Below are 20,540 nucleotides of genomic sequence, written 5' to 3'. Positions count from 1 at the left end.
GTTCACGCCGTGTCCGCGCCGGGGTCGTCGCGCCTTGCGATCGTCCCTGCGGAAGACCATCACGCGGGAGGGGACGTCCATGAACGGATCGAGGGCGAGGGCACGGCTGCCACGGCGCGGGGCGCTGCTGCTGGCCGGTGCGCTGGCGGCGAGCACGGTCGTGGCCGGTGCGGGCACGGGAGCCGCCGCCGCGGACCCGTGTACCGGGAGCGGACCGCTGCCGCACACCTGCGCGCAGCCGGGGGACCTGATCGACGTCACGCTGGGCGAACTGCACCCCACCCAGGCGGTGCTCGGCTTCGACCAGGTCTTCTACAAGCTCGGCCGGTACGGCAGCGACCGCGACGAGGCGGCGGGCGACGTCAACAAGCGCTTCGACGACTGGTGCGAGACCAACGGCCAGGAGGAGGCGGCCACGGCCGGCCCCGGAGCCCGGCTGGACGACCCGACGAGCTTCTCCTGCACCGTGCCGGTCGGGCAGGAGACCCCGCAGACGATCGCCCCGATGAAGACGGCCGTCGTCGGGCCGGGCGGCACGCTGTATCTCACCGACGGGCACCACACGCTGACCTCCTTCCTGGAGGGCCCCGACGGCTCCAGGGACCTGCACATCCGGCTCCGCGTCACCGACAACTTCAGCTCGCTGTCCACCCCGGACTTCTGGCAGCGGATGACGGCCGGGAAGAAGGTGTGGCTGCGCGACGAGAACAACCGGCCGCTCGGCGTGGACCGGCTGCCGGACCGCCTGGGCATCACGCACTTCCGCGACGACCCGTACCGCAGCCTCGTCTACTTCACCCGGGACATCGGCTACGAGGTCCCCGACGGGGCGACGGAGTTCCTGGAGTTCTCCTGGGGGGCCTGGCTGCGCGGCGAGCACGACGCGGGCGCGTACGACCTGACCGCCCCGGGCCCGTACCTCGATCTGGTGAGGAGCGCCTCGAAGTCGATGGCCGCGCTGGACGCCGACGCGGTCGTCGACGACGGGAAGACCGCCGCGGAGCTCGGCCGGATCGACGAGTGGAACGGCGGCAAGAAGGAGACCGGCGGGGAGTTCGCCAAGCTCGGCAGGCCCCTGAGCGACCCGAAGCCGGGCAAGCTCGCCGAGGCCCTCGACTACAAGGCCCGCGTCCTGCCCGTCCCGGCCTGCACCACCACGCTCACCGGCCCCCGCAACGGACCGCTGACCGTCACGAGCGGCGTCACCTGCCTGGACCGCGCCGCCCAGCGCGGCCCGGTCCAGGTCCGCCCCGGAGCGGCCCTGGTGGTCACCGGCTCGACGCTGGACGGCCCGCTCCAGGCCGACCGGGCGGCGGCGGTCCACCTCTGCGGTTCGCGCGTCGAAGGACCGGTCTCCGTGAGCCGCACCGCCGGTCCCGTACGGGTGGGGGGTCCGGGCTGCACCGCGAACACCGTCGCCGGCCCCGTCGTGCTGACCGGCAACACCGGAGGCGTGCTGCTCGCCGCCACCACGGTCACCGGCCCGCTCGTGTGCTCCGCCAACCGGCCGGGCGTGGACGACACGGGCCGCGCCAACGTGGTGGGCGGACCGCGCACCGGTCAGTGCGCGGCGCTCTGACCCGGTAGGGCCGAGGTCGCTCAGACGAACGCGTACGCCACCGTCGTCGCCGCCCCCAGGCCCGCTCCGGCCACGGTCTGGGCGACGGTGTGGTAGCCGAGGGCGACCCGGGACCAGCAGACCGCCGTCGTCAGCGCGTACGCGGCGATCCACCAGGGGGAGTGCACGACGGCGAGGAGGGAGACGGACGCCGAGGCCACCGCCGAGTCGACCGAGATCTTCCACACCGTGTTGACGGCCAGCAGGCCGATCGTCATCACCCAGAGCGCGAGCATCGCGACGAGGATCCCGGTGGGCGCGTTCCCCAGCACCATCACCATCGAGCCGGCGCCGATCGAGCCCAGGATCACGAAGAAGATCGGCGCCCGCTTGGTGCGGTCCACCACATGGCGGTCGCCCCACGTGCCGCGTCCGCGCTCCCACTCGATGTACCCGGCCGGGATCAGCCCGGCGCAGAGCGCCCCGAGGAAGCCCCAGAGCAGCCCGGTCCAGTCGCCCGCCGCCGCGACGCCGATGCCGAGCATGCCCGCCAGCAGGACGTTGCGGGGCTGGAGGACGTCGGTGACGGTCCTCGCCACCGAGACCGTCCGGGCGCCGGATGCGGGGGTCCCCTCGCCGGTCGTGCCCTCGCCGGTGGTGGTGCCGTCGGTGGTGCTGCTCATGCCGTCGTCTCCGTCGTGCCGTGGGTCTTCGCCGTGGTCGCCGGTGCGGTCGCGGCCGCGAGGACGGCGCGGGCGCGCTCGTCGCCGACCGTCCGGTACGCGGCGGCGACCCGGACCAGCCGGGCCACCTCGCCGTCCTGGTCCGCCGCGTGCTGGGAGGCGACCGCCGCCGCTCCCCCGGCGGGCGCGCCGGAGTCCTTCGAGATCAGGGCCGCCCGGATCCAGTACGCGTCGGTGAGGGCCTCCGCGCGGCGCGGGTCGTCCGTGTCGTGTGCGGCGGCCCGTCCGGCGGCGGCGAGCAGCCCGTCGGGCACGTAGTGGCGCAGCTTCTCGGCCGCGTCCGCGATGTCGGCGGCCCAGCGGTCCACCCGCAGGTCGGCCGGGACGTTGAACCGGGTCAGCTCGCGGGCCAGTGAGGCGGGCGGGTCGAACGGCTGGTCCGGGAACGCGGCCATCAACTCGTACCAGAGGGCGTGCAGCCGGACCTGGGCCCGCCACAGCCGGGCCCGCCGGGCGCCGGCCGCGAAGGCGGGGATGGACGCGCCGAGGGCGAAGAAGGCGAACAGCACCAGCTGCGCGGCCTCGGTGACCTGGTCGAACCGCAGGGCGAACGCCTCGCTCGGCTCTTCCACCACGCTGATCCACAGGAAGAGGGTGCGGCTGACGGTGTAGCCGACGCCGATGAACATCGCGAACGTCATCATCCCGAGCCCGATGCGCAGATGGCGCCGCCGGGCGTCGAGGGTGGCCAGCGCCCACTGGAACGCGCACACCGCGGACGCGGCCCCGAGGTAGAGGTAGAAGACGCTCATGTAGAGCGTGGCGCCCCACTCCCCGGCGTGGTCGGAGACGAAGCGGTCCGAGGGCCGGTGGCGGTCGACGACGGTGAAGAACAGGACGGTCAGCAGGATCAGCGTGGCGACGGAGGCCTTGGCCGCCAGCTTCTGGACAAGCCGCGCGAACCGTACGTGGCGGGGGATCGCGCCCTCTTCGGGGTAGCTGCCGTAGATGGCCACGATGTAGCTGAGGATGGCCAGAATTGCCACGGTGGCGGTGTAGTGCTTGATGAGGACGGCGAGGTCGGTGACGGCGCTGTTGTTGAGGCCGATGCGCACTGCCTCGGTCTTCGTCCACAGCGCGATGGCGAATCCGGCGTAGCAGCCCCACAGGGCCCGGCGTCTGCGGTCCTCCTCGTCGCCCCACAGGGCAGCGGGCATACGCCACAGGGCAACGGCCGTCATCAGGCCGGCTATCAGGTAGCCGGCGAGATCGAGGGGGGTCACGGCGGTGTTCGTCCTCGGGGTCGGGAGGCGGGGTGGGGGGGCCCGCGGGCGGCGCGGTGGCACGTGTCAGGCGCTGTCGGGCCGTCTTCCGGGGAAGAGGCCACGCCTGCGGTGGGCCACCGGGCGGGACAGGGAATTGTCCAGCCGCCCCACCATGTCATCGGTGGTGAGGTCCCGCGCCATCCGCGGGATCAGGGAGGCACCGAATTCGGCCATGCGTTCGTCATGGGTGTCGTACTGCGCACGGGCCTGGACGGTGCCGCCGCCGGAGGCGAAGGACTCGGCCGCGGCCGGCGAGATCATCCGGGCGATCAGCGAGGTGTCGAAGACCGGCAGGAGGGTGCGCAGCTGCTCCGCGTCGAGCGTCGTCCCGTGGTCGAACCACTCGTGGCACAGCTCGTGCAGGATCACGTGCTCGGTCTGGTACGCGGTCGGTCTGCGGCGGTAGAGGACGAGGCTGGTGCCGCCCGCCTTCAGGCGCAGCCCGCAGGCGGCGTTGACCCGGGCGAGGCGGTCCGGCATCTCGTGCAGGCGGATCGTGCGCCCGCTCGTCTCCTCCATGTTCGCCACGAGTGCGTCCAGCGAGAAGGGAACCGGGAGGGGCAGGTCGGCGAGCCCGGCCTCGCACTCTTTCCGCAGCTTCCGCAGGGACATGACCAAGACGCTACGCTGCCGGGCCCCCGGGGTGGTGAATCCCGGCGGAATCTTTCCCACCGCTCTCTCCGTCGGGGCCCTCCTTCTCCCGGGCCGCGTCCTCCAGCAGGGCCAGCGCGAACCGCAGCAGTTCCGGCGGGAGGCCGTCGTCGTTCAGCCCCCGGCCGGCCAGGCCGCTGATCTCGCCGGTGCGCCGCTTGGCCAGGAACTGGAGTCCGGCGACGACGTCGTCGACGACCTCGGACTCCTCCTTGAAGAACCGCCAGTCCACGCCGAACCCCACGCCGAGGGCCTTGAGGATGTCCTCGGAGGGCTGGGTGACCTTGCCGGCCAGGATGTTGGAGAAGTAGCTGTGCGACAGTGAGCCGCCCCGGTCGCGGACCAGGTCGGCGAAGACCCGGCCGGAGATCTTCTGGCCGGGGAAGGTCTTCTCGACCATGTACTCGACTTTTTCCCGCAGTGTGCCGAGGCGGGGCAGCTCGTCCGGACCGGGGGGTTCGACGGGTTCCGGACCGCGTTCGTCGCCGTCGTCCATGGCCACCCGGGCCTCCACGATCACCTCGGAGTCGGAACTGAGCTTGCGTAAACACTCTACGTCACTGTTAACTCGAAAAAACACGGGCAGGGGACCACGAGGGGAGTCCCTTGCCCGTGAAGTTCTGTGCCCCGCGACGTCCGGAGCAGGCTCCGGACAGGGGTGTAGCCCTTCACGACGGGGGATGCGTGAAGGGCTACGCGTGCATTATGGCCCCGCGGTCCGCCCGACGACAACTGACCGGTCGGTCAGTGATCTGCCGCGGCGGCTTCGCCATGCCCTGGTCGCTGGCCCAAATCTGTTCCGGCCGCGATAGACATGACCTTGCCCGGCGATTAGGGTTTCTTGTGCAGTCACGTGAAACAGCGGTACGCAGCAGAGGCGCACCCCGCAGGCGTACGGCGCCCGGCTCCTCCGGTCACGCGTGACGGAAGAGGTGCAGATGCCCCCGGAGACCCCCTCGCACGCCACCGATCGGCTCGACGACGACGACTACCCCGCCTACACGATGGGGCGAGCCGCGGAGATGATCGGTGCGACGCCGGGGTTCCTCCGGGCCATCGGTGAGGCCCGGCTGATCACCCCGCTGCGGTCCGAGGGCGGCCACCGCCGTTACTCCCGCTACCAGTTGCGCATCGCCGCCCGCGCCCGCGAGCTGGTCGACGCCGGCACGCCCATCGACGCGGCCTGCCGCATCGTCATCCTGGAGGACCAGCTGGAGGAGGCGCTGCGCCTCAACGAGGAGCTGCGCGGCCGGTCCGCCCGCTCCGGCGGTCCCGCCGAGCGCTGACGGCCCCCGCGCCCCGGGCGCGGGAGACCCCGCGCGGCCCCGGGGAAATATCTGCATTCGTCAGCACAGAATTTTGCGCAATGTGCGATGAGGCTTTTATGTTCCGACACGGCCGGTGATATTAGGCACCCGCCTCTCCCGGCCTCATCGTGCTAGTGTTGATCTCAGTTGCAGTTGTGGTTCCCAAAAACTTCAAGTGCTCTTGCCGGTCGGATGTCGGCGGGCGCACTTTTGTATTTCCGGTGTTCTTTCCGGACGGGGTAATCATCGCGGCGACGTGGGGTCCGCACAGTGTGGACCCGCGGGCTCTGCCCCTAAAGGAGATATGACATGGCTACTGGCACCGTGAAGTGGTTCAACGCGGAAAAGGGCTTCGGCTTCATCGAGCAGGACGGCGGCGGCGCCGACGTCTTCGCCCACTACTCCAACATCGCCGCCAGCGGCTTCCGTGAGCTGCAGGAGGGCCAGAAGGTGAACTTCGACGTCACGCAGGGCCAGAAGGGCCCGCAGGCCGAGAACATCACCCCCGCCTGATCACTCAGGTAGTACTGCGCAGCTGGGGCCCGCACCTTGGGGTGCGGGCCCCGGCTCGTTGTCGTTTCCGGGGCCCGCTCTGCGTGCCCCTGACGAAGCCGCGTCCGGTGCACTGATTCCCGGCGGCCGGGTTTCGTTTTTTTCTTTTGTCATTTCATCGGCTCGTTCTTGCGATTCTGGGTGCCGTTCACGGTCGCTCCCCGAAAAAGAATCCCTCGATACGTGCCCCATCGAGGAAAGGTTCTGCATGAACCGCGAACGCACGCCCCGTTCGAACGACCGATTTTCCCGCACCCGCTCCGGCAGCACCCCCCGCTACTCCGGTGGCGGCGGCGAGCGCCGGGCCGCCGGCTTCGGCGGCGGACCCAAGCGCTCCGGCGGCTCCGGCGGCTCCGGCCGGTCCGGTGGCTACGGCCGCCGCTCCGCCTCCGGCGCCAAGGGCGAGTTCGCCCTGCCGGTGACCGTCACCCCGGCCCTCCCCGCCTCCGAGACCTTCGACGAGCTGGAGATGCCCGCACCGCTGAAGGCGGCGCTCGTCGCCGAGGGCATGACCGTGCCCTTCCCGATCCAGGCGGCCACCCTGCCGAACTCGCTGGCCGGCCGGGACGTCCTGGGCCGCGGCCGCACCGGCTCGGGCAAGACGCTCGCCTTCGGCCTCGCGCTGCTGGCCCGCACCGCGGGCCGCCGCGCCGACGCCAAGCGCCCCCTCGCCCTGGTCCTCGTCCCCACCCGGGAACTGGCCCAGCAGGTCACCGACGCGCTCACCCCGTACGCCCGGTCGCTGAAGCTGCGCATCGCCACCGTCGTCGGCGGCATGTCCATCGGCCGCCAGGCCAGTGCGCTGCGCGGCGGCTCCGAGGTCGTCGTCGCCACCCCCGGCCGTCTCAAGGACCTGATCGAGCGCGGCGACTGCCGGCTGGACCGGGTCACCATCACCGTCCTCGACGAGGCCGACCAGATGGCCGACATGGGCTTCATGCCGCAGGTCACCGAGCTGCTCGACCAGGTGAACCCCGACGGGCAGCGGATGCTCTTCTCGGCCACCCTGGACCGCAACGTCGACCTGCTGGTGCGGACGTACCTCAACGACCCGGTCGTGCACTCCGTCGACCCGGCCGCCGGTGCGGTCACGACGATGGAGCACCACGTCCTGTACGTCCAGGGCTCCGACAAGTACGCCACCACGACGGAGATCGCGGCCCGCGACGGCCGCGTGATCATGTTCCTGGACACGAAGCACGCGGTGGACAAGCTCACCGACCACCTGCTGCACAGCGGGGTCCGCGCGGCGGCGCTGCACGGCGGCAAGTCCCAGCCGCAGCGCACCCGCACCCTGGAGCGCTTCAAGACCGGGCACGTCACGGTGCTGGTCGCCACCAACGTCGCGGCGCGCGGCATCCACGTCGACAACCTCGACCTGGTCGTCAACGTGGACCCGCCGAGCGACCACAAGGACTACCTGCACCGCGGCGGCCGTACCGCCCGCGCCGGGGAGTCCGGCAGCGTCGTCACGCTGGTGCTGCCCAACCAGCGCCGCGAGATGACCCGCCTGATGGCGGACGCCGGGATCAGCCCGCAGATCGCCCAGGTCCGCTCCGGCGAGGCCGAGCTGAGCCGGATCACCGGCGCGCAGGCGCCCTCCGGAGTCCCGGTCGTCATCACCTCCCCGGCCAAGGAGCGCGGCAGCAGCCGCGGCGGCGCGTTCATGGGGCGCGGCACCAAGCGCGGCGGCGGGGCTCCGACCCGGGGCCGTCGCCCCGGGACGCCGACGCCCGAGGCCCGTGCGGCCGCCACACAGCGCCGGAACAACCGCGCCGCGTGATCCGCGCGGCTGGCGGTCCGCCGCCGGCCGCTCCTCGTACGGCACTCCGTACGCCCCTCGTGCACCCGGCACGTCCCCCGTGCACCCGACCCCTGTTGAGGAACCATGCGCTGTGTCATCGCCCGCTTCCCCTTCGATCTGTTCAAGAACGAGGTGGAGGACTCGATGAAGGGCATCAAGCCCGAACCCGTCACGGGCGACGCGGTGGTCATCAGCCGCCGCGTCTACCCCGTCAAGCAGGTGGGTGAAGTGATCACCCGCCAGGACCGCCGGGACTTCAGCTCCGCCGAGGTCGTCAGGGCGCTGTCCAAGCTCGGATTCACCTGCCGGACCGCCGAGTCGGCCGTGCCCGCTCCGGCCCCCGCCCGCTCCCCGCTGGAGACGGCCTCCGCACTCCTCGGGACTCCGGCCGAGGCGCGGAACGAGGCTCCCGGAGCGGTGTCCGCACCCGGGTCCGACGGGGTCTGAGACCCGCTTCTCCGCCCCGCGGCGCCGTCTTTCGGGCGCCGCGGGGCGTGCGATCATCGGCGCCATGAAGAGGAAGATCACCGCGTGGGGCGTGTCCGTGGTGGCGTCCGTGCTGCCCGCCACCGCCGCCCACGCCGACGAGACGCACACCGACGCCCACAACGGGCCGCAGGTGGCTCTGATCGCGACCGGCCAGATCGACGATCCGCTGGAGGACGTTCTGGAGCACGTCGCGGTCCTCGGCCGGACCGTCGTCGTGGATCACTGAACCCTTCCGCTCCGCCCGGCCTCTTCGCCCCTCAGGGCGTCGTGGTGGCCGACGGCGGCTTCTGCCGGGCCCACGCCATGCGCGGCTCCAGCAGCGGCCGCAGCAGCCGCCGGACCGGGGGCGTGCAGAGCAGGGTGATCATGAGGATCGCGCCCAGGGTGACGGCGACCGTGCCCATCGTGGTGTCGAAGAACGGGTCGTCGTAGAAGCCCCCGTACGTCAGCCCCCGGACGACGAAGCCGTGCAGCAGGTATCCGTACAGCGTGCAGGTGCCGAGCGCGGTCATCCAGTTGCGGCCCTTGGGCACCCAGGCCAGGAAGCACGCGCCGAGCACGATCGCGGCCAGGAACAGCAGCAGGGTGGCGGTCGGGCCGGTCCACTCGGCGGTGTCCATCCGCTGGGTGCTGTTCTTGCGGAAGAACCACGAGGTCGAGATCCGGGGCACCAGCCAGTACGCCACGAGCAGCCCCACGGCGAACACCGGCACCGAGACGACCCGTACCCAGGTGGAGCGGAGCAGCGCGAAGTGCTCCGGGCGCAGCCGCAGGCCGAGCACGTAGAACGGCAGGAACTGCAGGATGCGCTGGACCTGGAGCCCCCCGTCGGCGGTCGGCGACACCGTCGCCAGGGCGGCGATGACGAGGGAGACCAGCACCGGGAAGCGCACGGCCTGCCACAGCGGGGTGGACAGCCGCCAGAGGAACAGGGCGGGCAGGAACCACAGCAGCCAGTAGGGCGCCAGCAGCGAGAGGGCGAAGTCGGGCTTGTCCGCCGCCCGCTCGAAGAGCGTGTAGAGCACCTCGAACAGGACGTAGGGCACCAGCAGGCTGGTGACCAGCTTCCACACCCGGTCTGGCCGCAGCTCGAAGTTCCGTGAGAAGTAGCCCGCGATCAGGATGAACACCGGCATGTGGAAGGTGTAGACGAAGGTGTACGCGGCTTCCACGAGGCGGCCGGAGGGCAGGGGTTCCCACGCGTGTCCGATCGCCACCAGCACGATCGCCAGATACTTCGCGTTGTCGAAGAAGTAGTCCCGGCCGTCGGCGTGCGGAGCGCCGGTCCCGGGGGAAGCGGCAGCCGTGGGACGCGGCAGCTTCGAGGTAAGGGGGGAAGGCATTCTGACACCCTAGGGTGTGCGGACGTTCCCTCCGCCTGCTGTGTCCTTCCTCACGCCCGCCCGGCCCGTTCGGGCGGCCCCGCGCTCCCCTCGGCGTCCAGGTGCGGCAGGATCCGGTCCAGCGGCCCCGGGATCCACCAGGCGGCCCGGCCCAGCAGCGTCATCACCGCGGGGACCAGCAGCAGCCGGACGACGGTGGCGTCGATGAGCACGCTGGCGGCGAGCCCCAGGCCCAGCATCTTCACCACGATGTTGTCGCTGATCACGAACGCGGCGAAGACGCTCACCATGATCAGCGCCGCGCAGGTGATGACCCGGGCGGTGATCTCCAGCGCGTGCGCCACGCTCGCCTTCGCGTCGCCGGTGCGCACCCAGGCCTCGTGGATGCGGGAGAGCAGGAAGATCTCGTAGTCCATGCTCAGCCCGAAGACGATCGCGAACATCATCATCGGGACGTAGCTCTCGATCGGCACGTCTCCCGACACCCCCAGCGCCGGGCCGCCCCAGCCCCACTGGAAGACCGCCACCACGACCCCGTACGAGGCGGCGATCGACAGGACGTTGAGCACGGCGGCCTTCACCGCCACGAGCAGGCCCCGGAAGACCGCCAGGATCACCAGGAAGGCCAGGGCCACGACGACCGCGATGATCAGCGGCAGCCGGCTGGAGACGATGTCCAGGAAGTCGACCTGGGCGGCGGTCGTGCCGGTGACGTAGGTGCTCGCGTCGGTGCCGGAGACGGCCTGCGGCAGGACGTCGTCGGTGAGCCGGTTGGTCAGGGAGGTGGTCCGCTCGTCCTGCGGGGCGGCCACCGAGTAGGCGGTGGCGGTCAGCACGTCGCCGTCCGAGGTGGCGGTGAGCGGGGTGATCACCGCCGCGTCCGGTACGCCCGTCAGCGCCTTCTGCGCCTGGTCGGCGAGGGCCGAGCGGTCGCCGGACGGCACCTTGCTCTGGTCGATGACCAGGGTCAGCGGGCCGTTGGAGCCGGGGCCGAAGGCGCTCGACATCAGGTCGAAGGCGCGGCGGTCGGTGAACGACTTCGGGTCGGCGCCGTCGCCGATGTGGCCGAGCTGGATGAAGAAGACGGGGAAGGACAGGACGGCCAGCAGCGCCACGCCGCCGGCCAGGAACCACCAGGGCCGCCGCTCCACCCGCTGCGCGTACCGGTGCCAGCCGCCGGGCTCGGCGCCGTCCTCGGCCGGCACGGTCTCGGCCACCGGCTTCCGTACGTGCACCCGGTCGATGCGGCGGCCGATGAGACCGAGGACCGCCGGTACGAGAGTGAGGGCGCCGATCACCGCGGTGACGACGGTGACCGCCGCGGCCAGGCCGAGCTTGCCGATGAACCCGATCCCGGAGACCCACAGCCCCGACAGCGCGATGATCACCGTGCAGCCGGAGAGCAGCACGGCGTGCCCGCTGGTGGCGGCGGCGTTCCCGGCGGCGGTCACCGGATCCTGGCCGTCGACCAGGTTCTGCCGGTGCCGGGTGACCAGGAAGAGGGCGTAGTCGATCCCGACGCCGATGCCGATCATCGTGGCGAGCGTCGGGGAGACGGTCGCGAAGGTCGCGGCGGCGGCCAGCAGTCCCAGCAGCGCGAGCCCGCACAGGGCGCAGACCAGCGCGGTGACCAGCGGCAGCAGGGCGGCCAGCAGACTGCCGAAGCCGATCAGCAGGACCACGATCGCCACTCCGAAGCCGATCGCCTCGCTGGTGCGGTCGCTCGGCTCGGGCCGGGCCAGCTCGCCGAGCGGTCCGCCGTACTCCACCGCCACCCCGGCCGAGCGCAACGGCTGCACGGCCTCGTCGACCCCGTCCAGGTAGGACGGGTCCAGGGTGGAGGGCTGCACGCTGAACCGGACGGTGATGTAGGCGGTCTTCTGGTCCGTGGAGAGCGGCCCGGTGTTCGGGTCGGGCGGCGGGGGCGGGGTGGAACCGGAGGACGGCAGCGGGTTCTGCACCGAGAGCACGTCGGGCAGTTTCTGGAGGTCGGCGACGGCCGTGGCGACCTGGTCGGAGAAGGAGGTGAGCGGCTTGTCGGCGTCGTGCAGCACCACTTGGGCGCTGTAGCCGCCCGCCTGCGGCGCGTGCGCCTTCAGGACGTCGAGGCCGTCCTGCGACTGGGTGCCGGGCAGCGAGAAGTCGTCGGAGTAGTCGCCGCCGTACGCGTGCTGGAGGACCTGGAGCCCGGCGAGCGCGGCCACCCACAGGACGAGGACGGTCACGAAGTGCCGGGCGCACCACTCTCCGGTGCGCCGCAGCGTCCCCCGGTGGCGCGGGGCTGCTGCCCGGTCCGGGTGGGCCTGTGTCGACGGCATGCGGGGCCTGCTTTCCTGCCCGCCCGGCGGGGAGCTCCTGCCGGGACGCCTCGGACTTCGCATTCAACGGCCCCGGCCGCCGCCCGGCACGCCGGTGCGGGGGAACGGGTGACGGGTGCGGCCCGGGGGGCTCCTCCGGGGGGTGTCCCCACCCCGGTCCCACCGGGCTCCCGCATGGGCAGCGCGCCCCGGTTCAACAAGGCTGTGTCCATGACGACTTGGACCCGTAAGGCCTTGCTTCTCACCGTCTCCGCCGCTGCCGCGGCCGGCACGCTGACCGCCGTCGGCGCGCCCGTGGCGCACAGCCGCCCGGCGGGCCCCGCCACCTCCCCGCTCACCTGGGGCCCCTGCGCCCCGCGCCCGGGACCGCCCGCCCCGGCCGGGCAGCAGTGCGCGACGCTCCGCGTCCCCCTGGACTACCGCGCCCCCGGCGGGCGCACGGTCGACGTGGCGGTCACCCGGCTGCGCACCGACCGGCCCGAGGCCCGGCGCGGCACGCTGCTGGTGCTCCCCGGCGGCCCCGGCGGCTCGGGGGTGCAGCGCCTCGCGCAGAAGGGCGAGGCGCTGCGGGCGGCGACCGAGGGGGCGTACGACCTGATCAGCATGGACCCGCGCGGGGTCGGCGGCTCCACCCGGGCGAACTGCGGCATCCCCGAGGCGGACCGGCACCTGGTGACGCTGCGGTCCTGGCCCGCGGCGGACGGCTCGATCGCGGAGAACACCGAGCGGGCCCGCCGCACCGCCGAGCTGTGCGCCCGCGACGGCGGCCCGGTGCTGCGCTCCTTCACCACGCGGAACCAGGCCCGCGACATCGACCGGCTGCGCGCCGCGCTGGGTGAGCGGAAGGTGCCCGTCTGGGGTTCCTCGTACGGCAGTTACGTCGGGGCGGTGTACGCCCAGGAGCACCCGGACCGGGTCGACCGGCTGGTCCTGGACAGCACCGGCGACCCGGACCCGGCGAAGGTGGCGCACACCTGGCTGGCCAACATGGCCCCGGCCGCCGCCGAGCGCTTCCCCGACTTCGCGGCCTGGGCGGCGGACCCCGCCCGGGACGCCGAGGGGCTCCGGCTGGCCCGGCGCGCCGAGGACGTGCGGCCGCTGTTCCTCGCGCTGGCGCGGCAGCTGGACCGCGCGCCGAAGGAGTCGGACGCGCCCGGCGCCCCGCTGACCGGGGACCGGCTGCGGCAGGCGCTCCAGAACTCCCTCTACAGCGATGCGGCGTTCGCCCCGCTGGCCCGGCTGATCCGGTCGGCGCAGGACCCGCAGGGCCGTCCGGCGCTTCCCCCGGAGCTCGCGGGGGCGATGCCGGACGAGGACGCGGCGCTGATGGTGGCGGTGATCTGCAACGACGTGCGCTGGCCGGGGCCGGCCTCCGGGTACGCCGGCCGGGTGGCCGCGGACCGGGCGCGGTATCCGCTGACGGCCGGGATGCCGGCGAACATCACCCCGTGCGCCTTCTGGAAGTACGACGAGGAGCCGAGGCCCACCCGGATCACCGGCGACGGCCCCTCGAACGTCCTGATGATCCAGAGCCTGCGCGACCCGGCCACCCCCTTGGCCGGGGCGCTGAAGATGCGGGCGGCGCTCGGCGAGCGGGCCAGGATGGTGACCGTCGGACAGGGCGGGCACGGGATGTACCTGGGCAACGGCAACGCCTGCGGCGACCGTGCGGTGAGCGACTTCCTCATCACCGGGAAGCGCCCGGCGCGGGACACGCACTGCCCGAACTGACCGGTGTTCCGGCGGGTGCGGCGGGTGTCATAGCGGATGATTCCGGGGCGTTCCTTGCTATACACGAGCGATGGAGCACCCCGGGACCCTCGTCCTGATCATGGCCCTGGCGGTTCTCGCGCCCCTGCTCGGTTACACGACCGGGCGGTGGCTGCCGGTCCCCGTCGTCATCTTCGAGATCGTGCTCGGCGTTCTGGTCGGGCCCGATGTGCTCGGCTGGGCCCACCACGACCAGGTCATCGACACCCTGTCCGACCTCGGGCTCTCGATGCTGATCTTCCTGGCGGGGTACGAGATCCGGTTCGCCGAGGTCCGTGGCTCGACGCTGCGCCGGGCCGGCGGGGCCTGGGTTCTCTCGTTCGCCGCCGGACTCGGCGTCGCGCTGCTGCTCAGCGGGGCGGACCTGGCGAAGAGCCTGGTCATCGGCACCGCGCTCACCAGCACCGCACTGGGCGCGGTGCTGCCGATCCTGCGGGACTCGGGGCGGCTGGAGGGGCGGTTCGGGTCGGTGGCGATGGCGTTCGGGTCGGTCGGCGAGTTCGGGCCGATCATCGCGATGGCCCTGCTGTTCAGCGGCCGGAGCCCGGGTGCGGCGAGCGTGGTGCTGGCCGGGTTCGCCGTCGTCACGGCGGGCGCGGTGTTCTGGGCGCTGCGGCCCCGGCCGCCGTGGTTCGCCCGGATCATCGCCCTGACCCTGCACTCCAGCGGCCAGTTCGCCGTCCGCTTCGTGATGCTGCTGCTCGCCGGGATGCTGGGCCTCGCCCACGTCTTCGGCCTGGACACCCTGCTCGGCGCGTTCGCCGCGGGGATGCTGACCCGGCTCGTCCTCCAGGGGGCGGTGCCCGAGCGCAGCGGGGAGATCCTGGAGCGGATCGAGGCGATCGGCTTCGGCTTCCTCGTGCCGTTCTTCTACATCGTCACGGGCATCGACTTCGACCTGGCGGCGCTGCTGGACGGCGGGCGCCCGCTGCTGCTCCTGCCGGTCTTCCTGCTGCTGTTCCTGCTGGTGCGCGGGGTTCCGGCGTATCTGCTGGCCCCGCGCGACCTGACCGGGCGGGCCTCGCGGTCCGCGCTCGGGCTGTTCGCGTCCACCTGTCTGCCGCTGGTGGTCGCGATCACCGCGATCGGCCTGGACGAGAAGGTGATCGGGGCGGGCGAGGCCGCCGCCCTGGTCGCCGCCGCGATGGTGTCGGTCCTGGTGTTCCCCCTCCTGGCGTTCCGGCTGCTGCGCCGGGAGGAGGGCGGCAGGGGCGAGGCCGTGCCGGACCGCGCGGCGGAGAGCGGTGAGGCGTGGTGAGGCGTGGCGGGGGGCCCCGCCCGGTCGGCCGGCTACGGCTGCGGCCGCTGGGGTCCTTCCTCCGTCGGCACGCACAGCACCGGGACCGCCGACATGTGCAGCAGCTTGTGCGGGGTCGAGCCCAGCAGGGCTCCGCGCATCGGACTCTCGCCCCAGGTGCCGACCACGATGACCCGGGCCCCGTGCCGTTCCGCGGCGTCCAGCAGGGCCTGTGCGGGCTTCTCGTCCAGCACCTCGACGGAGGCCTCGACGCCCGCCTCCTCGGCCGCGGTGAGCGCGTGCTCCAGGCCGGTGCGCCCGGCCTGCCGGATCGCGTCGTAGTGGCTGCGGTACTCCGCGCCGTCCCGCAGCCCCGGGGCGGCGGCCCCGTAGACCAGCACCAGGTCCTCCCCGTACGCCGCCGCCACCTCGATGGCGATGCGCAGGGCGCGGGCGGCGCCGGGGGACTCGTCGTAACCGAGGACGACCGACATCTCAACGCCCCTTCCCGTCACCGGGGTCCGTGACCGTCCCGTGCACCAGGTCCGGGTCGGCGACCCCCGGCCGCTCCTGCCAGAACACCGCGTCGCGCAGCCGCCACACCACCATCAGGACCACGCCCACCAGGGAGATGGCGATGCCGATGACGAGCGGCGGACCGAGCCCGAACCAGGAGGTGCCGCTGTAGGAGTTGGCCGGGTCGGACATGTCGATGATCGAGCGCACCAGCAGCCAGGCCAGCAGTCCGGCGCCGACCACCGGGCCGAGGCCGATGAGAAGGAAGTTGCGCACGCTCTCGGTGAGATGCCGCCGGTAGTAGACGGCGCAGGCCACCCCGGTGAGGGCGTAGTAGAAGGCGATCAGCAGCGACAGCGCGGTGAGCGAGTCGAAGAGGGCGTTGGTGGAGATCTGGTTGACCACCAGGTACCAGGCGATGGCGATCCCGGCGACCCACCACGTACTGACGTCCGGGGTGCGGAACCGGGGGCTGATGTGCCCGAAGTGCCGCGGCAGCGCCTGCCGGCGGGCCATCGACAGGGCGGTCCGGGACGCCGGGATGATCGTGGTCTGGGTCGAGGCGATGGCGGAGGTGGCCACCGCCAGCAGCAGGATCCAGTCCCAGCCGCCCAGGACGTCACCGGCGAGCTGGGCGAAGATGAACTCCTCCTCGCCCGCGTTCTCCGCCAGGAACGCCGTGCCGGCGAAGGCGACGACCGCGATGGCCACCGACAGATAGGTCACCAGGAGCACCACGGTGGACCACAGGCCCGCCTTGCCCGGCGCGCTCGCCGAGTTCTCCGTCTCCTCGGTGAGGTTGACCGCGGACTCCCAGCCCCAGTAGATGAACACGCCGAGCAGCAGCCCGCCGGTCAGGGCGGCCCCGCCGGCGCCGAACGGGTCCAGCCAGCCGAGCGAGGGTTCGATCGAGTCGAAGCCGGTCGTGCCCGCGTACACCCGGTAGAGCGCCACCGCGACGAAGACCAGCAGGAACGCGACCTGGAGGAGGATCAGCGCGTTCTGCACCTTCGCCGACAGCTCGGTGCCGATCACACAGAGCCCGGTCATCACGATGATCAGCAGCACGGTGAGCAACTGGCGTACGAAGTCGTTCTCGACCCAGCCGTCCAGGCCCACCGCCAGCAGCGTGAAGCTCACCGCCACATCGGCCAGCGAGCCCACCACCAGGACGCCGGTCATGGTGATCGCCCAGCCGCCCAGCCAGCCCGCCCAGGGGCCCATCGCCCGGGTCACCCAGGAGAACGTCGTGCCGCAGTCCTGGTCGACCTTGTTCAGGTAGTAGAACGCCGAGGCGATCAGCAGCATCGGCACGAACGAGGCGAACATGACGCCCGGGGCGTAGATCCCCACCAGGGCGACGATCGGGCCGATGACGGCGGCCAGCGAGTACGCGGGGGAGGTCGCGTTCAGACCGATGACAAGGGCGTCGACGAACCCGATCGCGTTCGGCTTGAGGCCGACCGCCGGTTCGTCCCGCACACGGTCGTGGGCCATGGCTCCTCGTTCCGCCGGGCATCCCCGCCGGGAGCGGGCGATGATCCGGATCTCATCGTAAGGAGACCCGGTGAACCCCGCATTCCGGACGAAAGGCCCCTGCCGCTGGACGGTCGGCGGCGGGTCGGCGCAGGGTCACCCGATCGGCCCGCTCCTCTGCGAAGCCGGAGGTCAGGGCGCAGGGTGGAGTCCATGTGGTCCCGCCGACTCGCCCTGGGCGTCCTGCTTCTGCCCCTGGCCCTCCTGGTGTTCGGGGACGGCCCGGCGTTCCACGCGCCGCGGACGGAGCTCGCGGCCGGGCCCCGGCCGCCGCGCGGACTGCCGCAGCCGGCGGTCGTCAGCCGCCGCGACTGGGGCGCGGACGAGGGCCTTGTCAGGGAGGGGCCGCACTACACGGGCGCGGCGCGGGCGGTGTTCGTCCACCACACCGGCAACCCCAACGACTACGACTGCGCGGACGCCCCCGATCTGATCCGGGCCGTCCAGAGCGACCACATCCGGCAGGACGGCTGGGACGACATCGGCTACAACTTCCTCGTCGACCGCTGCGGCACCGTCTACGAGGGCCGCGCGGGCGGCGTGGGGCGCTCGGTGCTCGGGGCGCACACCAAGGGGTTCAACACCGACACGGTCGGCATCGCGGCCATCGGGAACTTCGGCGAGGGGGCCGAGGTGCCGAAACCGATGATGGACGCGCTGGTGAAGCTCGCCGCCTGGAAACTCCGGCCCGGCGCCGACCCGCTGGGCACCGTCGACCTGGTCTCGACGAACGACGAGAGCCGCTTCGACCGGGGCCAGGTGGCCCGGCTGCACGTCATCTCCGGCCACCGCGACAGCTTCGAGACCCGCTGCCCCGGCGACGTCCTCTACGGGCTGCTGCCCGAGCTGCGAAAGCGCGCCGCGCAGCTGCGCGCCGCCGCCCCCGGGCACTCGGCGGCGGCCCGGCTGCGCCCGTACGTCTGAGCCCGTACCTCCGAGCCCGGACGGCCCGGCTAGCGGGCGACGAACTGGGTGAGTATGGCCTGCACCTCGTAGATGTCGACGCCCTTGGTGAACGTCTTCTGGAGCGGGGTCGCGTTGCCCGAGATCCAGATCTTCAGCTCGGCGTCGAGATCGAACGTCCCGGCCGTCTCCACGGCGAAGTGCGTGATGCTGCGGTACGGGACGGAGTGGTACTCGACCTTCTTGCCGGTGATGCCCTGCTTGTCGACGAGGATCAGCCGCCGGTCCGTGAACAGGATCGTGTCGCGGATCAGCAGGAACGCGGCGTGCACCTGCTCGCCCTGCCCGAGCAGCCGGGCGTAGTCCTGCTGAGCGGTGGCCGGTTTGATCGTGTGCGCGTTGCCGAACAGTGCCATGGGTCCCCGTTTCTCGGTCGTGTCCTAGGGAGTACGTGTACAACGGGCTTCTGGTTCCCGTACCGGAGCGGCCGGCACCTCCTCCCTACAGCGGGACGACCGTCGCCTCGGTGGCCTTCACGCTGGTCCAGACGGCGCTCCCGTCGGCGATCCCCAGCTCGGCGGCGGCCCCCGGGGTGATCTCCGCGACCAGGTCCGGGGCCTCGGCCGAGGTGATCAGCAGCCGCAGCCGGCTGCCGCCCGAGGTGATTTCGCGGACCGTGCCCGGCCAGACGTTGCGCGGGCTGCCGGTGGGCCGCTCCCGGTGTACGGAGACCGCTTCGGGGGCGATGACCGCGAGGGCGTCCGTGCCCGCCGGAAGGGGCTCGGCGACCACGAGGTGGCCGCCGCCCTCCAGGGCCAGGCCGTCGGCGGTGGCGGTGCCGGGCCAGGCGTTGCGGCCCAGCATCCGGGCCACCCACGGCGAGCGCGGGTGCCGGGTGACCTCGGCGGGCGGCTCGTCCTGGAGCACCCGGCCGTCCTCCAGCACCAGGACCCGGTCGGCCAGCGAGACCGCCTCGACCGGGTCGTGGGTGACGATCAGACAGACCCCGCCGAAGTCCGCGAGGTGCCCGCGCAGGGTGTGCCGCACCCGGCTCCGGGTGGTCTGGTCGAGGGCGGCGAGCGGTTCGTCCAGCAGCAGGAGGCGCGGGCGGGCCGCCAGGGCGCGGGCCAGGGCGACCCGCTGGGCCTGGCCGCCGGAGAGCTGGGCGGGCCTGCGGTGGGCGAGGTGGCCCACCCCGAGCCGGTCCAGCCAGCCCTGGGCCTCGCGCCGGGCCTCGGCGCGGGGCACGCCATGGGCGCGCAGCCCGTACGCCGTGTTGCTGAGGGCGCTCAGGTGCGGGAAGAGCGCCCCGTCCTGGGGCACCCAGGCGACGCCCCGGCGGTGCGGGGGGAGTTCGGTGACGTCGCTGTCGCCCAGGCGCAGGGCGGCGTGCGCGCGGGGCGTGAGGCCGAGGAGGGCGCGCAGGAGGGTCGTCTTGCCCGCGCCGTTGGGCCCGACCACCGCGATGGTGGTGCCGGGTCCGGCGTCCAGGGTGAGGTGGGTGAAGCCGGTGACGTCGGCGTGCAGCGGCCAGGGCTCGGGCGGGGCCGGCGCCTTCTCCGTACCGGAGGCCTCCCGGGCGCCGCCGGCCCCGCGCACCCCGGCCGTCTCGTACGCCCCGGACGTCCCGGACGTCCCGTCGGCCCCGTCGGCACCGTCGGGGCGGTCGGACACGGGACGGCGGACGGGTTCCCGGTGGTCGCGCGGGGTGCCGGTCCAGCGGCCCCGCAGCGCGATCAGGACGATCATCGCGATGGCGAGGAGCAGCAGCGACACGGACGTGGCGGCCTCCGGCGCGTCCTGGAGCAGCAGATAGACCTGGAGCGGCAGGGTCTGCGTGGTGCCGGGGAGGTTCCCGGCGAAGGTGATGGTCGCGCCGAACTCGCCGAGCGCCCGCGCCCAGGTCAGGGCGGCTCCGGCGATCAGCCCGGGGGCGACCATCGGCAGCGTCACGGTGAGGAACACCCGGACCGGCGAGGCCCCGAGGGAGGCCGCGGTCTCCTCGTACCGGGGGCGCAGCCCGCCGAGCGCGCCCTCCAGCGAGATGACCAGGAACGGCATCGCGACGAACGTCGCCGCGAGCACGGCCCCCGAGGTGTGGAAGGGGAGCGTGATGCCGAAGGTGTTCTCCAGCCAGGGGCCGAGCAGCCCGCGCCGCCCGAACGCCAGCAGCAGGGCGACGCCCCCGACCGTGGGCGGCAGGACCATCGGCAGCAGGACCAGCGAGCGGACGAACGCCTTGCCGGGGAACGGCACCCGGGCCAGCAGCCAGGCCAGCGGCACCCCGAGCAGCAGGGAGAGCCCGAGCGCCCACAGCGAGACCAGCAGGGAGAGCCGCAGCGCCTGGGTGGTGGCCTCGGCCGTGAGGTGGGCGCCGAGATCGCCCCAGGAGGTGCGGACCAGGATGCCGACGAGCGGCAGCATCAGGAACGCCACGGCCAGCAGGGCGGGGACCGTCAGCAGCAGGGGGGCGCGGGCCCCGGGCGTACGGCGGCGCACGGGACGTCTCATCGGTGACCTCGGGGGGCTCGGAGTGCGGTGCCCGGCA

At 72.7% G+C, this 20,540-nt stretch carries 19 protein-coding genes; 9 read left to right on the top strand and 10 right to left on the bottom strand.

Annotated features, from left to right (window positions below; all coding sequences use genetic code 11):
* Nucleotides 1–79: 79 nt before the first annotated feature.
* Nucleotides 80–1,579 carry a ParB/Srx family N-terminal domain-containing protein gene (locus ACH4UK_RS17305; RefSeq protein WP_398357153.1) on the top strand — a complete coding sequence of 500 codons (1,500 nt, stop codon included), beginning with the start codon at nt 80–82 and terminating at the stop codon, nt 1,577–1,579.
* Nucleotides 1,580–1,599: 20 nt separating this feature from the next.
* On the opposite strand, the gene ACH4UK_RS17300 is transcribed toward ACH4UK_RS17305, so the two are convergent.
* From ACH4UK_RS17300 to ACH4UK_RS17285, 4 genes are all read right to left on the bottom strand, one after another.
* The gene (locus ACH4UK_RS17300) at nt 1,600–2,241 is read right to left on the bottom strand and encodes a hypothetical protein (protein WP_398357150.1); all 642 of its coding nucleotides are present in this window, start codon (nt 2,239–2,241) and stop codon (nt 1,600–1,602) included.
* Complete coding sequence (locus ACH4UK_RS17295; protein WP_398357149.1) at nt 2,238–3,524, bottom strand: MAB_1171c family putative transporter; 1,287 nt, start codon at nt 3,522–3,524, stop codon at nt 2,238–2,240. Before ACH4UK_RS17295 ends, ACH4UK_RS17300 begins: the two co-directional genes overlap by 4 nt.
* A 66-nt stretch (nt 3,525–3,590) precedes the next feature.
* Nucleotides 3,591–4,178, bottom strand: coding sequence for a toxin (locus ACH4UK_RS17290; RefSeq protein WP_398357147.1), 588 nt, complete (start codon nt 4,176–4,178; stop codon nt 3,591–3,593).
* Nucleotides 4,179–4,188: 10 nt separating this feature from the next.
* The gene (locus tag ACH4UK_RS17285) at nt 4,189–4,713 is read right to left on the bottom strand and encodes a hypothetical protein (RefSeq protein ID WP_398357748.1); all 525 of its coding nucleotides are present in this window, start codon (nt 4,711–4,713) and stop codon (nt 4,189–4,191) included.
* 442 nt (nt 4,714–5,155) lie between these two features.
* On the opposite strand from ACH4UK_RS17285, the gene ACH4UK_RS17280 reads away from it, so the two are divergent.
* The 5 genes from ACH4UK_RS17280 (at nt 5,156) to ACH4UK_RS17260 (ending at nt 8,595) form a co-directional block, all read left to right on the top strand.
* Nucleotides 5,156–5,503, top strand: coding sequence for a MerR family transcriptional regulator (locus ACH4UK_RS17280; RefSeq protein ID WP_398357145.1), 348 nt, complete (start codon nt 5,156–5,158; stop codon nt 5,501–5,503).
* A gap of 330 nt (nt 5,504–5,833) precedes the next feature.
* Nucleotides 5,834–6,037 carry a cold-shock protein gene (locus ACH4UK_RS17275; RefSeq protein WP_015609674.1) on the top strand — a complete coding sequence of 68 codons (204 nt, stop codon included), beginning with the start codon at nt 5,834–5,836 and terminating at the stop codon, nt 6,035–6,037.
* A gap of 247 nt (nt 6,038–6,284) precedes the next feature.
* Nucleotides 6,285–7,859: a DEAD/DEAH box helicase gene (locus ACH4UK_RS17270; protein WP_398357144.1), complete on the top strand. Its 1,575-nt coding sequence runs from the start codon at nt 6,285–6,287 to the stop codon at nt 7,857–7,859.
* A 105-nt stretch (nt 7,860–7,964) separates the two neighbouring features.
* The gene (locus ACH4UK_RS17265; RefSeq protein WP_398357142.1) at nt 7,965–8,327 is read left to right on the top strand and encodes an SCO5918 family protein; all 363 of its coding nucleotides are present in this window, start codon (nt 7,965–7,967) and stop codon (nt 8,325–8,327) included.
* 64 nt (nt 8,328–8,391) lie between these two features.
* On the top strand, nt 8,392–8,595 hold the full coding sequence (locus ACH4UK_RS17260; RefSeq protein ID WP_398357140.1) for a hypothetical protein: 204 nt from the start codon (nt 8,392–8,394) through the stop codon (nt 8,593–8,595).
* A gap of 31 nt (nt 8,596–8,626) precedes the next feature.
* Here the strand turns inward: ACH4UK_RS17260 and ACH4UK_RS17255 are convergent, their stop codons facing one another.
* Together ACH4UK_RS17255 and ACH4UK_RS17250 are read right to left on the bottom strand one after the other, a co-directional pair.
* Nucleotides 8,627–9,712, bottom strand: coding sequence for an acyltransferase family protein (locus ACH4UK_RS17255; RefSeq protein ID WP_398357138.1), 1,086 nt, complete (start codon nt 9,710–9,712; stop codon nt 8,627–8,629).
* A 50-nt stretch (nt 9,713–9,762) separates the two neighbouring features.
* Complete coding sequence (locus ACH4UK_RS17250; RefSeq protein ID WP_398357136.1) at nt 9,763–12,030, bottom strand: MMPL family transporter; 2,268 nt, start codon at nt 12,028–12,030, stop codon at nt 9,763–9,765.
* Nucleotides 12,031–12,240: 210 nt separating this feature from the next.
* Between ACH4UK_RS17250 and ACH4UK_RS17245 the strand changes: the two genes are divergently transcribed.
* Both ACH4UK_RS17245 and ACH4UK_RS17240 read left to right on the top strand, forming a co-directional pair.
* Complete coding sequence (locus tag ACH4UK_RS17245; protein ID WP_398357135.1) at nt 12,241–13,761, top strand: alpha/beta hydrolase; 1,521 nt, start codon at nt 12,241–12,243, stop codon at nt 13,759–13,761.
* A gap of 70 nt (nt 13,762–13,831) precedes the next feature.
* Entirely contained in the window at nt 13,832–15,058 is a 1,227-nt protein-coding gene (locus ACH4UK_RS17240) for a cation:proton antiporter (protein ID WP_398357133.1), read from the top strand.
* 32 nt (nt 15,059–15,090) lie between these two features.
* On the opposite strand, the gene ACH4UK_RS17235 is transcribed toward ACH4UK_RS17240, so the two are convergent.
* Both ACH4UK_RS17235 and ACH4UK_RS17230 read right to left on the bottom strand, forming a co-directional pair.
* Nucleotides 15,091–15,531, bottom strand: a complete 441-nt coding sequence (locus tag ACH4UK_RS17235; protein ID WP_398357131.1) for a universal stress protein — start codon at nt 15,529–15,531, stop codon at nt 15,091–15,093.
* A gap of 1 nt (nt 15,532) precedes the next feature.
* Complete coding sequence (locus tag ACH4UK_RS17230) at nt 15,533–17,050, bottom strand: APC family permease (protein ID WP_398357129.1); 1,518 nt, start codon at nt 17,048–17,050, stop codon at nt 15,533–15,535.
* 192 nt (nt 17,051–17,242) lie between these two features.
* On the opposite strand from ACH4UK_RS17230, the gene ACH4UK_RS17225 reads away from it, so the two are divergent.
* Complete coding sequence (locus ACH4UK_RS17225; protein WP_398357127.1) at nt 17,243–18,013, top strand: peptidoglycan recognition protein; 771 nt, start codon at nt 17,243–17,245, stop codon at nt 18,011–18,013.
* Between the two features lie 29 nt (nt 18,014–18,042).
* Here ACH4UK_RS17225 and ACH4UK_RS17220 read toward each other — a convergent pair whose 3' ends face one another.
* On the bottom strand, nt 18,043–18,408 hold the full coding sequence (locus ACH4UK_RS17220) for a PH domain-containing protein (protein ID WP_398357125.1): 366 nt from the start codon (nt 18,406–18,408) through the stop codon (nt 18,043–18,045).
* An 85-nt stretch (nt 18,409–18,493) separates the two neighbouring features.
* On the bottom strand, nt 18,494–20,503 hold the full coding sequence (locus ACH4UK_RS17215; protein ID WP_398357123.1) for an ABC transporter permease: 2,010 nt from the start codon (nt 20,501–20,503) through the stop codon (nt 18,494–18,496).
* Nucleotides 20,504–20,540: the final 37 nt, after the last annotated feature.

Source organism: Streptomyces sp. NPDC020884 (assembly GCF_044333935.1).
Lineage (GTDB): Bacteria > Actinomycetota > Actinomycetes > Streptomycetales > Streptomycetaceae > Streptomyces.
This window is presented reverse-complemented; position numbering and strand designations above follow the sequence as displayed.